Origin of the sequence: Candidatus Methanomassiliicoccus intestinalis Issoire-Mx1, from assembly GCF_000404225.1 — an archaeon.
Taxonomy (GTDB): domain Archaea; phylum Thermoplasmatota; class Thermoplasmata; order Methanomassiliicoccales; family Methanomassiliicoccaceae; genus Methanomassiliicoccus_A; species Methanomassiliicoccus_A intestinalis.
Genome location: NC_021353.1, coordinates 1,632,071 through 1,645,526, shown reverse-complemented (window position 1 = coordinate 1,645,526; position 13,456 = coordinate 1,632,071). Strand labels below are relative to the sequence as shown.

Annotated in this window: 14 protein-coding genes and 1 tRNA gene; 6 read left to right on the top strand and 9 right to left on the bottom strand. The window is 42.1% G+C overall.

Going from position 1 to position 13,456, the window contains the following annotated elements:
* Positions 1–221: 221 nt before the first annotated feature.
* The 8 genes from H729_RS07830 to H729_RS07795 form a co-directional block, all read right to left on the bottom strand.
* Positions 222–1,187: a sugar phosphate nucleotidyltransferase gene (locus H729_RS07830; protein WP_020449470.1), complete on the bottom strand. Its 966-nt coding sequence runs from the start codon at positions 1,185–1,187 to the stop codon at positions 222–224.
* 13 nt (positions 1,188–1,200) lie between these two features.
* Positions 1,201–1,416, bottom strand: coding sequence for an LSM domain-containing protein (locus H729_RS07825; RefSeq protein ID WP_048134072.1), 216 nt, complete (start codon positions 1,414–1,416; stop codon positions 1,201–1,203).
* Positions 1,417–1,523: 107 nt separating this feature from the next.
* Positions 1,524–2,030 carry an SMC-Scp complex subunit ScpB gene (gene scpB, locus H729_RS07820; protein ID WP_020449468.1) on the bottom strand — a complete coding sequence of 169 codons (507 nt, stop codon included), beginning with the start codon at positions 2,028–2,030 and terminating at the stop codon, positions 1,524–1,526.
* A gap of 1 nt (position 2,031) precedes the next feature.
* On the bottom strand, positions 2,032–2,910 hold the full coding sequence (locus tag H729_RS07815) for a hypothetical protein (protein WP_020449467.1): 879 nt from the start codon (positions 2,908–2,910) through the stop codon (positions 2,032–2,034).
* A complete protein-coding gene (smc, locus tag H729_RS07810; protein WP_020449466.1) occupies positions 2,907–6,512 on the bottom strand; it encodes a chromosome segregation protein SMC in 3,606 nt (1,201 codons plus the stop codon). Before smc ends, H729_RS07815 begins: the two co-directional genes overlap by 4 nt.
* A gap of 113 nt (positions 6,513–6,625) precedes the next feature.
* On the bottom strand, positions 6,626–7,459 hold the full coding sequence (locus tag H729_RS07805; protein ID WP_020449465.1) for a DUF2797 domain-containing protein: 834 nt from the start codon (positions 7,457–7,459) through the stop codon (positions 6,626–6,628).
* On the bottom strand, positions 7,449–8,087 hold the full coding sequence (locus H729_RS07800) for an RNA 2'-phosphotransferase (protein WP_020449464.1): 639 nt from the start codon (positions 8,085–8,087) through the stop codon (positions 7,449–7,451). Before H729_RS07800 ends, H729_RS07805 begins: the two co-directional genes overlap by 11 nt.
* 41 nt (positions 8,088–8,128) lie before the next feature.
* Positions 8,129–9,019, bottom strand: coding sequence for a bifunctional 5,10-methylenetetrahydrofolate dehydrogenase/5,10-methenyltetrahydrofolate cyclohydrolase (locus H729_RS07795; RefSeq protein ID WP_020449463.1), 891 nt, complete (start codon positions 9,017–9,019; stop codon positions 8,129–8,131).
* A 138-nt stretch (positions 9,020–9,157) separates the two neighbouring features.
* Between H729_RS07795 and H729_RS10040 the strand changes: the two genes are divergently transcribed.
* The 6 genes from H729_RS10040 (at position 9,158) to H729_RS07770 (ending at position 11,204) form a co-directional block, all read left to right on the top strand.
* Positions 9,158–9,325: a hypothetical protein gene (locus tag H729_RS10040; RefSeq protein ID WP_020449462.1), complete on the top strand. Its 168-nt coding sequence runs from the start codon at positions 9,158–9,160 to the stop codon at positions 9,323–9,325.
* A 33-nt stretch (positions 9,326–9,358) separates the two neighbouring features.
* A complete protein-coding gene (locus H729_RS07790) occupies positions 9,359–9,691 on the top strand; it encodes an Lrp/AsnC family transcriptional regulator (RefSeq protein ID WP_020449461.1) in 333 nt (110 codons plus the stop codon).
* Between the two features lie 38 nt (positions 9,692–9,729).
* The gene (locus tag H729_RS07785) at positions 9,730–9,984 is read left to right on the top strand and encodes a UPF0147 family protein (protein WP_020449460.1); all 255 of its coding nucleotides are present in this window, start codon (positions 9,730–9,732) and stop codon (positions 9,982–9,984) included.
* 27 nt (positions 9,985–10,011) lie between these two features.
* Positions 10,012–10,086, top strand: a tRNA-Gly gene (locus H729_RS07780).
* Positions 10,087–10,144: 58 nt separating this feature from the next.
* Positions 10,145–10,477, top strand: a complete 333-nt coding sequence (locus H729_RS07775) for a DUF3800 domain-containing protein (RefSeq protein WP_020449459.1) — start codon at positions 10,145–10,147, stop codon at positions 10,475–10,477.
* A 340-nt stretch (positions 10,478–10,817) separates the two neighbouring features.
* Positions 10,818–11,204: a DUF3784 domain-containing protein gene (locus H729_RS07770; protein WP_020449458.1), complete on the top strand. Its 387-nt coding sequence runs from the start codon at positions 10,818–10,820 to the stop codon at positions 11,202–11,204.
* Positions 11,205–11,352: 148 nt separating this feature from the next.
* Here the strand turns inward: H729_RS07770 and H729_RS07765 are convergent, their stop codons facing one another.
* Positions 11,353–13,260, bottom strand: a complete 1,908-nt coding sequence (locus tag H729_RS07765) for a potassium channel family protein (protein WP_020449457.1) — start codon at positions 13,258–13,260, stop codon at positions 11,353–11,355.
* Positions 13,261–13,456 lie beyond the last annotated feature (196 nt).

Below are 13,456 nucleotides of genomic sequence, written 5' to 3'. Positions count from 1 at the left end.
CGCCTTGATCTCATATTGTCTTTGGTGCTTATACTTTTTTTGCTTTTGTCATTCAATGACATTCTTGTGAATGAAATGCAACAACTTCGCTAAGAAACGTTTTCGATTATTGTAAACACCTTCATTCGCAGTAATGATACGCTAAAGTATGCTGGCTCAGGCTAATGAATTGTAAATGTTGATAAAAATATGCAAAAATTATGATCTATAAAGTGTAAAATTCAATCTTTTGCTGATATGGTATCAGTCACAACAGAATTTTTTGTAACTATGCAGCCCTGGCTGATGACAGAACCTTCTATTGTTGATCCTTCTTCGATCAGCGAACCACGCAGCAGCATGCTGTTTGATACCGTTACATTTGATGATACTAGCACATCGTCTTCAATGTATACATTGGGACCGATATTGCAGTTTCTGAGATGTGCTCTTTTGATGAGATTTTGACCTGTAAGCTTCACATTATCTTCGAGGATTGCATCTGTGGAAACATGTGCATATCCGTTGTTTAAAAGAATCTTCTGAGCTGTGATGTAGTTGGCTCTGGTTCCGCAGTCTACCCAGTATCCATTGAACTCATAGCCGTACATGCCTTTGTCCAGAATTTTGGGAAATACTTGTTTCTCTATCGAAACAACTCCGTCTGGAATATAGTCAAAAATTTCTTTCTCAAAAATATACGTTCCTGCGTTTATCAGGTTGGACAGTGCTTCTTCTCTTTTCGGTTTTTCCTGAAAAGTCATTATTTTAGAGTCTTTGCAACCTACAACACCAAATGCTGAAGGATCATCCACTGTCCAGAGCGACATACTGCCGATCCCGCCGTGTGTTTTGTGGAATTTCAGCATGTCACTGATATCTAATGAGCAAACAACGTCACCGTTCATGACAATAAATGTATCATCAAGATATCTGGAAACGTTTTTGATAGCGCCTCCTGTTCCCAGAGGCTCTTCTTCACTGACTAAAATTATCGTTCTTCCTACATCGTTTTCCTTAAAGTATTCTTCCAGCTTGTCACGCATGTATGATACTGCCAGAATTACACTGTCAACCTCTTTAGGCAGAGAGTCAATAATATGCATTACAAGCGGCTTTCCTACTAATGGAATAAGCGGCTTGGGAAGATAGTTTGTTAGTGGACGCAACCGTGTTCCGAGTCCACCAGCTAAGATTAATGCGTTCATTATAATCTTAGATTTACATTGGAGAGATCCTTACGACATTGTTGCCGCGAAGAACTACAGTTCCGAGACGACGGGTCTGTTCTGCTGTACGCTCTTCAGTCTCCTCAAGTACCATGTTCATATAATCGTCATAACCCGCTAACTTTCCTTCAAGGATTCTTCCATCCTTGAGTAGTAGGGATATGCGGTGGTTCATTGATTTCTCCAGTAAAGCCAGGGGCATAACCATGATTACTCACTTCCAAGTGGCATTGTGGATTCTTGATTTAAACTTTCCGTATTAATACGGTCTGAAACTCTGACCTTCATACCATATCTTAAATCGCATTCAAGAGCTTAATTTCCTTTCGCTCTTTCTTCTAGATATTTTTTGATAGCGGTCGGGCTGGTGCCGTTTATTCCAAAGTATTCCGGGAATTTTTTGGTGGTGCTCAGCACATAGCTGTGCCCTTTCTTTTTCATAGATATGAGTCCGAGATCATGAAGCTCTCTGACGTCTGTGTATGTTTTGCTTCCCAGAGCATGAGCAAGATCGCTCTGCATTACCGGCTGATGATAAGCTATCCAGGTGGCTGTCCGAAGTATGTTGTCTGGAATTTCCTTAGGGGCAAAGGCTCTGCCGAAAGGCGCGTATTCATCCTTCAGCAGCAAAGCATATCCGCTTCCCACTTTGGCAACTCTCAAAGACGTCTCTTTTTTCTCATATTCTGATGTTAGATCCTTTACTGCTTTGCGGACGGTGGCAGACGGCAGCTGTGTCTGTATTTCCATATCTGATATCTTAACGGGCTGAGGCGATGAAAATAGAACAGCCTCGATTATTCTTACTGGATCCAGATCCATCTCACACCACCGAGTCTTTGTTCTCAATTACAATCTCTTCAGCTACCTCAGAAGAGATGTCTTCAATTGTAGCAATGTCCTTTTCAATTCTTACCTGAAGTCTGACTCTGCCGAAAGGAGCATCTTCCTGCCAGAGATCGATTTTTCCATCTCTTGCCAGGAACAATACGGACATGAATATAGTCACCAGGTCTTCCCGGCCTCCTTCCCAGATGTCTTCGATGTCAATCTCGCCTGGTCCGCATTTCATAATCCTGGCCCAGATCATTTCAACATCGCGTTCCATGTCATCATTGTGAGCCTTTGTGTCAAACTTCTCATCTTTAGGCTTGACCTCTCTGATTCTGACTCTGGATAAGTTCTGCTCCTCTTCTCTTCTTGCCTCTTCGAAGGCTTCCAGAAGCTCTACCAGAGTGACTGCCCTGGAACCTTTGCGTCTGACAACCTCATACAGGGATACTTCATCAGGCATGCAGAGCAGTTCCCTTTCGCTGCCATAATCATCATAAAATTCGTCAATCGGTTCTTCCTGTTCTTCAGAGTTTATAAGAATCCTCTCACTCTGCATCCTCAGGATTGACCAGGCCATAAGCATTAATTTTCCAGCAAGTACGAAATTCACTTCGCTGTCCTTTACCTTCTCAGTATAAAGCTGTGTAAAGCGCATCAGATCGATGTCCCACGGATCCATGTCGTTATTCAATACTAAGTCGAATACTGTTTCAATGGAGCGGTCGAGAGGGTCGCTGCTTGTTGTCTCTGAAGCACTTTCCAGGATTCTTAGATAATTGTCAATTTTCTCTGAAGCATCATTCTCATCGATTATTGCTTTGTGAAATAGAAGATGCTGCAGGACACCCTCTGTACCAGTGAATTTCATGTGCTACCCTCCTCTTTCTCGTCCGAGATTCCAAACTCCTTCTGGAAGTCTTCAATCCCTGAGATATTAGGCCTTACAATTACGTTTGAGATTCCTCCGCCCTGTTTTGTAACACCGATTATATGATCGGCCTTGGTGAGAGTAATCTTCCTCAGTGAAATCTGTACGAACTGAGCTGTCTTTGATGACTTCTGCACTCTCTTTGCTACCATATCAGCGTTTATTCCGTCAAGGAACATATCCACTTCATCCAGAAGATAAAACGGAGACGGCTGGTATTCCTGAATGGCAAATATGAATGCAAGCGCTGTCAGCGATTTCTCTCCTCCGCTGAGCGCATCAAGCCTGAGAACCTTTCCCTGCTTCGGCTTAACTTTTATGCTGAGACCGCCTTCAAACGGATTCTCAGGGTTTTCTAAAATTAAGTCAGCATCTCCTCCCTGAGACAGTTCTGAGTAAGCTTGTTTGAAGTTTACATTTACGCCTTCGTAAACTTTCATCAGCGCAACTTTCTTTTTATCTCCCAGCTCCATTTCTAGTTTGAGCAGGTCATCGCGCTGTGCGCTGAGTCTCTTGATTTCCTCATCAAGTTCATCATGGCGCTTTTTCCTTTCAGAGTAATCTTCCAGAGCCCTGAGGTTCACTGCCCCCATGGCATTCATTGCTCTCTCGCATTGTCTTATTATCTCTTTCAGAGATTCGATTGTAGGAAGAATTTCATCAGATATGTCAACATTATAACTCTGCAGCTCTTCTTCCAGCTCTTTAATGCTGTCCTGACACTGCCCTATTCTGGTATTGATGTTGATGATCATTCCTTCGGCAGTTTCAATGTCTGCAGAAATCTTGTCCTTTTCAGAGCCGAGCCTGACTTTCTGCTTGAATAGATCATCTCTTTTCTTGCGCAGAATATTAATCTCATTTCCCATCGACTCTTCAATCAGTCTCAGAGCTGTGAGTTCCACTTTGGCTTTCTCTGCTCCTTCTGCAGCGGTTTTTCCTTCTGCCTTGACCGTCTCTATTTTATTGATCGTCTGCAGCTTTTCTTTTTCAAGATCATTCAGTCTGCGTTCGGTCATCCCTATTGTTGCTGTAAGTGTATCGATCTCCGCCTTCAGCGAGGCCATGGTTACTGCCAGCTCTGAAGTCTGAGCCTGAAGGAATTTAAGTCTGTCAGACAGCTCCCTCGGTGCAATCTCTTCCATCTTGGCACGGGCGGCTTCCAGAGTTTCCCTCATTCCATTCAATTCAGTCTCATGAGATTCAATCTTTCCAGACAGTTCAGATATCTCAGCAGATATCTTCTGCTTCTCGATTTCTTTCTCTTTTCTCTGCTCCACTCCCTGGTCATATCTTTCTTTCAGCTGTTTGCGCTGTTTTTCCAGAGTTTCCAGAGTTATCGATGAAGACTTGTCTGTTCCGGTGATTGTGTGCAGCTGTCTCTCAAGATCTAGAATCTCATCGCGGAGGTCCTTCAGATCCACAGATAAACTCTCCGAGGCCAGCAGAGCTTTTTCAAGCTGCTGGGATATCTCTTCTTTCTTTCCCTTTGATGACGACCCGAATTTAAGGCTGGACTGTTCCACATTTCCTCCGACCATTGCACCGGAGGCCTCCAGCAGTTCTCCGCCTGCTGTCACCAGTCTCACGCCGCCCATCAGCTTTCTGGCCTGGTCTAACGTATCAACGACTACTGTGTCTCCTAACACATACCAGAAGGCGGCGCGGTACTGCTCGTCAAATTTAACCAGATCTATAGCAAATCCCACGGCATCTTTGGCTGCCATTATTGCCTTTCCTCTCGGGCGGCCGTCCAGCATCTTTGTCAGAGGCAGAAATGTTGCTCTGCCGGATCTGTTGTTCTTAAGATACTGTATGCATTCTGCAGCCGTCTGATCATCATCAACGACTATTGCCTGCATTCTGTTTCCAGCAGCAATATTCAATGCAGTCTGATATGCCGGATCTACCTCGGCAAGTTCTGCTATTGTGCCGTGGATGCCCCTTATCTTTAAAGAATCCCTGGCATCCAGTATTGCACGGACCGCTCTGTTGTATCCTCTTGCAACATCTCCTGCAGCCTCTTCTTCAGCCTTAATGCGCGTTAATTCCCGAGTCAGGCTCTTAACGGCCTGTTCCAGCTCGTCAGACTCTCTCATCAGTCTTGTTTCCGCGCTGCGTTTAGCCATCAGTCTTTCCTGCAGCTCCCTGAAGTCTTTCTCAGAAGTTTTCTCACTGTCTCTGATCTCTTTGATCTTCCAGTCTATTTCCTTGACTTCAAAGTCCAGAGAATTCACCCTTTCAGCTGCTTCTGTTATGTCTGAGTCAAAGCGGTTTTCTCTGCTGACCAGTCTTTCCAGTTCCATCTTCATGGAATTCAGGACCCTGTCAGATTCTCTGACTGAAGCTTCCCTTTCGCTGATCTCTGCATCAAGATCTGCAAGCTGTTCATCGCAGGCGGAAATCTGGTTCTGAGTCTCTTCCAGTTCCTTTTTGGATTTAGCCAGCTTCTCTTCTTCGGAAGAATACTCTTTCCGATTCTTTTCCAGCTTGGTTTTCATTTCTGAGACTTCCTGGCTCATTTCATCATGTTCTTCTCCAATTTCAACCAGGGACTCTTCAAGTTCTGTAACAGTCTGCGCGGATGTTGCAACTTTATCCTCCATCCTTGCAACCTGAATCTTCAGAACATCGATTTTTTTCTGCAGCTCTTTGAACTCTTCTCCGCCTTTTGACACAAGCTCCTCTTCAATCTGAACTACGGCTCCCTCGATTTCATTTATCTTGATGAATATCTCTGATTTCTTCAGTTTGCCGTCTTCGATCTGCTTGTTGAAAGTTTCAATCTGGTCGCGGAGGCTTCTTATCTCTACCTGCGTGTTTTCTTTTCTGCGCTTGGCCAGCTTGGCTTTGGAAATGGTAAGCTTCTCTTCAAGCTCCATATACTTAAGCGCATTTTCCTTCTCTTTTTCCAGCTGCTTCATCTGAGCCAGTATCTCGTTGAGAATGATGCTGATGCGTTCAATGTTCGCATTCGCTTCTTCTCTTTCTTCGCTTGCTTTGTTCAGCTCCTCATCGAATTTTGCTATGCCGGAAATATTGTCTAAAATTCTTCTGCGCTCAACATTAGACATGGTTACAATTCTAGTAACATCTCCCTGCTGTACCAGGTTATATCCGTCGGCGCTTATGCGGGCATTGGATAGCAGCATGTCAAACTCAGATAGTGACGATTTTCTGTCATTGACGTAAAAATAAGAAGTATAGCCTTCGCCGTCAGCAGACATCTTAATCATTCTGGTGAGGCGCACAATGTCTTCATCTATGGGGATGGTGCGGTCTGTATTGTCAAAAACAAGTGAAACTTTGCAGTATTTAGCAGGATTTTTATTGTTTCCGCCGTTAAATATCAGGTCAGAAAGCTTGCCGGCTCTGATTGCTTTAGAGCTCTTGGGACCTAAAACGAACAATATTGAATCCGATATGTTTGATTTGCCGGACCCGTTAGGGCCAGTTACTGCAGTATATCCTTCAAGAAGTGGAACAGTAAGCTTTTTTCCAAATGACTTAAAGTTTTCCAACTCGATCTGTTTTAAATACATTTAACCTCCGCTCGGAGGCGAGACGCTATCTCTAGAGTTTCTGTGCATCCCACCACAGAATCAACTTCAGTTGAGCGGGGTAAAAACGGTTACTGGGTATATAATATTTCTCTCTATCTGGAATCATCATCAGCATTGATGAAAATCGTTCTTCCTACCAAATCAGAAAGGTCTAATGCTCTTGCTCCTTTTGGTGTGCTGTAAACTAAAAACCTGCCTTTTATCCCCATTACGCTGCCGGTATGCTTTCCTTTAGAGTGAACAATTTTCGGAGGCGACTTCGGTCTTGTTGTTATGGGATACTTATCAAAGGCATCCAGATCTTTATTCAGCGGTTTTTTCCAGGTGCTTATCTTCTGTAAATATGTGCTGTATACATTCTGCATCTGCGGCATGGATGGTGCAGTGACCCACTGTTTCATCAATGCTCCTGGCTTTATTTCCTGAGGAATTTTGAATCTTGCTGAAATCTCTTTTTCAAGGGTTCTTGCTTCCAATCTGTTTCTGCACACAAAGATCTCCGCGGCTGCATCAGCTCCCTGTTCTGTTATGCGTTCTTTGAATCTCTTTTCTGAGGTCATGCCGACTTTTATCAGATTGCTGTAAAGTGCAAGATACACAACGTGCGGTCTTGTGCAGAAAAGAGGACTGCCGCACCGTTCCCCCTCGCATCTGGGTTCAAAAACGCATTCCAACACTGGTATGGCAGGAGAGCTGCATTTCATGCATGTTGCATTCTTAGTAAGCTTCACCTGCTGCGGACACGGGATGTACTCATCATCCTCCATTTTTCCTGTGCAGATTTTGTTCTCCGAGGCTGAAAAATTGATCTGTGTTAATCCAAGCTTATCTATGGAATTATTCTGAGAATTATAAAGCAGTACTACCGGGTCAAATGCGTCCCAGTAGTATGCTATAACGTGTTTTGCTGCAGTATCATTCGTCATTGACAACTGTCAGGTATTCTGGAGGTACTTCTTTGGTGAGAAACACCGTTTTTGCAGCATGCTGAATTTCCATACCTGCGCTGATCATATCTGCTGCAGCCACCTTCAGTATGACTGGAGAATCCGTGCGGACCCTGCCTGCTGTTAAAGCGTCCTCATATGCCCTTGAGAGGTGCACCATCTTACGGTCTGAGGGCTTGAGTCCCGTTTCCAGAATAATATCTTCTTCTTCCTGGGTTGTCGGGTAATACAGTTCGTCCGGAATGTCATCGGTAGGATGCTTCAGATCCAGATCTATTGTGTGACCATATGTTGCGCGCATATTCCCGTTGACGATCTGATACCTTCCCTTCTCATCAGTTTCAATCAGTGCAACAATGTGATGTGGTCTGAGCCAGCGGTATCTGGGATGACTTTTCTTCATCGCATCTACAAAATCGCGGATAGACACGAATCCCTGTTCGTCCATTTCCAGACCAAATTTTTCAGGGAAGTGACGAAGCGAGCCAGCCATAGCTTTGCTGATGCGGCTCAGTTCTTCATCATTCATCAGGTATTTTCCTTCTTCTCCGCATACTTGGCAGAAATCGCCTCTGAAATAGCCGTGCTCTGGACATTCGCGTAACATACCAACACGCCTTAATGTTGCTGATTGATTAATACTTTCCCTTACATCTCTAAGTTATTCGCTTTGTATGCTGCTGAGATGGCATTTTTCATCAGCATGACAATGGTCATCGGTCCGACTCCTCCCGGAACCGGTGTAATCGCAGATGCTACTTCTTTCACGTTCTCAAAGTCTACATCTCCCACCAGTCTGTAGCCTTTCTTTGCTGTGGCATCTTCCACCCTGTTGGTTCCGACATCTATCACGACCGCCCCTTCTTTTATCATATCTTTCGTGATGAATCTGGGAGATCCTATGGCCGCTACGACAATGTCCCCGGTTTTTACAATTTCCTGGAGATTGCTTGTTCTGGAGTGGCATACAGTAACTGTAGCATTGGCGCCTTTTCCTTTCTGCATGAGAATTGCGGCGACAGGTTTTCCGACAATGTTGCTGCGGCCTATAATCACTACATGCTTTCCTGCCGGGTCGTTTCCAGACCTCACAAGCATCTCTTGAATGCCGTGCGGGGTGGCGGGCATGAAGATGGGGTCTCCGATAAGCATCCTTCCTACGTTGAATGGATGGAACGCATCTGCATCTTTGTGGGGATCGATGCGGTTGATTACCTTATTCTCATCGATATGCTTCGGCAGCGGAAGCTGTACCAGAAACGCATGGATTTCCGGATCCGCATTTAATTCATCTACTTTCTTCAGCAGCTCGTCTTCCGTCACTTCCGCTGGGAGAATCACTGCTTTGGATTTCAGTCCCAGATCTTCGCAGGCTTTGATTTTGTTATTTACATATATTTTCGATGCAGGGTCTTCCCCTACAAGCACCACTCCTAAACCGGGAGTAATGCCGCGGTCTTTCAAATATGCAACTTTTTCTCTCAATTCTTCACGAATCTGTTCTGAGATTTCCTTTCCGCTGATGATCTGAGCATCCATATGATCAAGGTATAAAACACGCCATTAGATTAAGCATTTTGCTGAATCAAGATATTTACGTTTGTTGATTTTTGACAAAAGAGATATATATAAAATCTTGTTTGCACCAATCAGACTAAAATTTTGTTGAGAGGTGTTATGGTGGAAGAGAGCCTTTGCAACGTTGAGTTTATAAAGGATAACAATGACTACATAGCCAGAGTTCAAAGTGATATCGGCGGTCTCCGCGAATACCGTAGCTCTTCACTTGAAGAAGTTTTAGAGCAGGTAATTATCGACCTTCAGGAAGAATTTGAAAACGCATGAGACCCGTGTAGCTAAGAACTCAGGGGTGCCTATATGCGCAGCAGTAAAGATGGATCAGATTATGACTCGATAATCTCCTCATACTATGGGGATGACCAGGTCACAGCAATGATCAGCGTAAAAGTGGAAACCAAAGATGTAGATTTAATAGCCGAAGCAATATCTAAGAACAGTTCTGTTGATGATGTTTACATTCTCACAGGCGAAACGGATATTATGGCGATGGTCCGCTTTAACACGTATAAAGAGTTAAAGTCCTTCCTGATTGAAACTGACGGGATACCCGGAGTAAAAGAGACTAACACATCAATGGTGGTCACTACCTTTAAGAGAAGCGGAGAATCATTCTTCGAGGATGAACTCTGAACCAAACATTTTAAAAATACTTTAAGTGGGGTGTAATTATGGCAGACAATTCGAATTTAAAGCAGATTATCGATGTGCTCGATCAATTGGCAGACGATACTTCTGTGCCGCGTAACATCAGACGCGGGGCAAACGATGCTAAAGATAAACTTCTTAAACAAGACGAAGCTTTGGATGTCAAAGCCGCGAGCGCGATCTTTATTTTAGATGAACTGGCAAATGACCCCAACATTCCATTACACGGCCGCACACTGATTTGGAATATCATAAGTCAGTTAGAGATGGTAAAGTAATCCATCTCTCTTTTTTAATATTTTAATGCGAGTATAGTCTAGCGGTTATGATTTAAGCTTCCCAAGCTTGAAGCCCGGGTTCGAATCCCGGTGCTCGCACCATTACGCATAGCCAGAATTCGTATCTATATCTCACTTTCACTGGGGAGAAAAGAAGAAAATGTATCAGCAGGCCTTGGCAGAATTTACAGACTTTATTCTGCAGGATTCTGGTGACTCTAACTACTATTTCATTTTGGATGAACACACAGCAATCAGTACAGAAAGCGAGCCGGACAAGGGTTGTGAAATCTGTAGGAAAGTCGCTGCTCAAAACAGTAAAGACATAGAGTGTAAAATGGTCAAATCAAAGGATACAATGTCTCTGCAAGCTCATGATTTTGTCGTAGGTGCTATTGGAACAGCATTCAATCATTCCGATGACCAATATTTACACAGACTTAAAAAAGCCAAATACAAAGAAGGATCTGCTTACTGCACAAAAAAACTTTAGAAGACCACACCCCCAGATCCGCATTTCTGCGGATCTGATAATGCCGATAACGTCCTGTATGCTAAATCCATCATCGCACGCGGCTAGGACCCCACGACTTCTCAGCGGATGCGCAGTTACTAATTGCATCAATAGTTATTTGACATTTCTGATCTGTGCTGAAAGGCATGAGTCGACAACTCCATTTGAAATTTCTGTCATAGAAAGAATATGATGTTTTTATTGACTGCAATCTTTGAGAGTCGCGAACATCTTTATCGAATTTTAGTTTATACTACAAATGCATATACTGATCGTAAATGTACTGAATCAATCTCATCATGTTTATGGAGGATTTTGAATGGATGATAGTTCAAAGTTAGCTGCTCTTGCAGTAATATCTCCTTTTTTAATTATTGCAATTTTGATCTTTGCCCTCGTATCTCCAAATGGGTCTGAATATATATCTTGGATTTTTTTACTGGCCATGATCGTGATCAGTGTCATATTTTTGTGCGGAAAAGGAACTTGGGCAATTGCCGGATTCAACACAATGAATGACTCAGAAAAGTCTCAATATGACACAAAAAAATTAGCAAGTTTAGTCGGTTTAGTATCTTTAACAACTATACCATTAATCCTGTCTGCTATAATCGAGAGCGAAGGTCTTTTGATTTTTTCAATTATTCTGATGGTCTGTGCATCAATTTTCGTTATTGTCTTCTGTAACAAACGGTGTATGTTGTAATGTTCCTTTGAGATAATAACACACATCCATACGATATTTAGTAACGACTCATCAGAACTAGTTATTTAGACAGTGGGCTTGAACTTACAGTTTCTTGATTATTCCTCTATTCTCTAATGGAATATTGTCTTTTAATCTTCCAGAGTTGTCATCTGAGAGTTTTCCTTGTGAATGAAATGGTCAAATACGCCATTAAGAAAAGGCCGAGAAATCCTTCAACTATCACGAATAGCCTTGGAACTGCTTCAATCGGATACATATCGCTGAATCCGATAGTCAGGAATGTAATGCTGCTCAGGTAGAGGGCATTTGCAACATTATGTACTGGATTAGTCGGGCCGTCATTTCCCAGTTCTATTACTGATCCATATTGCATCATTATATAATAAACTCCTGCGAATATTAATGGTACAATGAGCATCCAGCAGACAACTAATTTCGGATTAGTTCCATATTCTCCCACTAAATCTAATAAAGACGGCAACGGTCTGTACGTACGTTCATCATTTCTTCTTACCTTTTGTGTAAACCTGGCATATCGTGGATGTTCTTTACAACGTTCTATATGTTTTTCTCTTACTTTTTCTCGTTTATACTCCACATACGCTTCATCCTCCCAGTCATACTGCCCAAGCTGACGATAATTTTCTTTCAGTATCTGAAAGACTCCTGATGACCTGTTCTCTAATCTGCAGCCGCATTTTTCCTTTCTGAAAAACATATCTTTCTTGTTTTGTTTTGCATTAAGATAATCCCAGTCCAGATACAGTTTTCCGATAATCTTAGCTGCAGTAATATCAATAGTGCCGTATCCTTTAATTCGTGATATCTGTTCGAATGTGCAGTTTTTAAAACATAAATTATTGCCGTTTTGTTTCGAATCAGTCGGCTCTGGCAATTCAATGTTGGCGTTTATGATCTTAGAGCTGCTGAAGTCTGCAAGATTCGCAAATTCAGATCTTATGAATTCACAATCTCCTCTGAAGTTAGATTCTGTAAATCTGGCATCTCCTTTAAATTTGCAATATCGAAAATTTGTTCTCCCGCCATACTCTGAATTTGTAAAGTCAGCCAAGGCTGAAAATATAGACTGTGTGAATTTGACTTCTCCTAAAAATCTAGAACTTATAAAATCACAGTTCTTTAGAAACTCTGATCGAAAAAAACTCACATCTCCTGAGAACATCGGTGCTTCAAATTTGACATCTTCTGAGAATCTGGAGTAGAAGAAACTGGCGTAGCCGGAAAATTCTGTACCTGTGAAACTACACTCTCCCAGAAATTCAGAATTTGTAAAATCGGCGTTTTTAAGGAATTTAGACCAATGATAATTTGTGCTGCCAGAGAATCTTGTATCTGTAAACTCTGTGTTTCCTTCAAATTTGGATTGTATGAATTTGGCATTTCCTAAAATCCTAGAGCCTGTGAAATTACTGTCTCCTAAAAATCGGGAGCTTGTGAAATCAGCATTTTTAGAAAATTCTGAGTTTGTAAAATATGTGTTCCACGAAAAAATAGATCTGCGAAAATTTCCATTTTCCAAAAATTTAGAACCTGTGAATTCAGCACCTTTCAAAAACACAGAGTTAGTAAAATCAGCTCTTTCCAGGAACGTACATTCTTGTGCTTCAAACGCTCTTTTAAATATGGCATACTCAAAGTCGCTGCAACTAATTGTACAATGTCTTAATATGACTGGACATTCAAAGTATGCAAAATCAGCATGCATCTCCAGTGTTTCATGTTCTTTGAGTAATAAAATTTTATTAAATTCACTTATAGATACATATCTGTGAGTAAGATCAAGGATATTACTATTAAAATCCACTCCTCTCTTGAATTGACGCCTGAAGCAGACATTCTTAGAACCATATGTGTACTCAAAGAAAATTATTACAGCATCATCTGCAATTTCAGCAATCTCATGTTTCAATAAGTCTCCATATCTTATTGCTGAGAGTATGAATGAATCTTCTGAATCTTTTTCCAGTCGTCCGTGTATCAATGCATAAAATTCATCAGGTGTAAATGTAGGAATGTAAATATCTTCATTCATTACATACTTGTATAATGGATCAATGCCTAGATATACGCTATGAATGCGTTACATCGACTAATTACTCATTCATGTCTGTTAAAACTCATTTGAAAAAGATGTGCAATAGGATTGGTCAAGTTTCTCAGAGATTGTACATATAGACGCATAGTGTCTGTCTTAATCAATTGTATATTAGATAATCTATTGAAAGGGT

Bases quoted from the DNA above. Each gene is read 5' to 3' on its own strand.
- H729_RS07805 (WP_020449465.1), bottom strand. From the start codon at position 7,459: ATGACGAATGATACTGCAGCAAAACACGTTATAGCATACTACTGGGAC.
- H729_RS07770 (WP_020449458.1), top strand. From the start codon at position 10,818: ATGGATGATAGTTCAAAGTTAGCTGCTCTTGCAGTAATATCTCCTTTT.
- scpB (WP_020449468.1), bottom strand. From the start codon at position 2,030: ATGGATCTGGATCCAGTAAGAATAATCGAGGCTGTTCTATTTTCATCG.
- H729_RS07785 (WP_020449460.1), top strand. From the start codon at position 9,730: ATGGCAGACAATTCGAATTTAAAGCAGATTATCGATGTGCTCGATCAA.
- H729_RS07765 (WP_020449457.1), bottom strand. From the start codon at position 13,260: ATGAATGAAGATATTTACATTCCTACATTTACACCTGATGAATTTTAT.
- H729_RS07800 (WP_020449464.1), bottom strand. From the start codon at position 8,087: ATGTTACGCGAATGTCCAGAGCACGGCTATTTCAGAGGCGATTTCTGC.
- H729_RS07830 (WP_020449470.1), bottom strand. From the start codon at position 1,187: ATGAACGCATTAATCTTAGCTGGTGGACTCGGAACACGGTTGCGTCCA.
- H729_RS10040 (WP_020449462.1), top strand. From the start codon at position 9,158: ATGGTGGAAGAGAGCCTTTGCAACGTTGAGTTTATAAAGGATAACAAT.
- smc (WP_020449466.1), bottom strand. From the start codon at position 6,512: ATGTATTTAAAACAGATCGAGTTGGAAAACTTTAAGTCATTTGGAAAA.
- H729_RS07825 (WP_048134072.1), bottom strand. From the start codon at position 1,416: ATGGTTATGCCCCTGGCTTTACTGGAGAAATCAATGAACCACCGCATA.
- H729_RS07815 (WP_020449467.1), bottom strand. From the start codon at position 2,910: ATGAAATTCACTGGTACAGAGGGTGTCCTGCAGCATCTTCTATTTCAC.
- H729_RS07775 (WP_020449459.1), top strand. From the start codon at position 10,145: ATGTATCAGCAGGCCTTGGCAGAATTTACAGACTTTATTCTGCAGGAT.
- H729_RS07790 (WP_020449461.1), top strand. From the start codon at position 9,359: ATGCGCAGCAGTAAAGATGGATCAGATTATGACTCGATAATCTCCTCA.
- H729_RS07795 (WP_020449463.1), bottom strand. From the start codon at position 9,019: ATGGATGCTCAGATCATCAGCGGAAAGGAAATCTCAGAACAGATTCGT.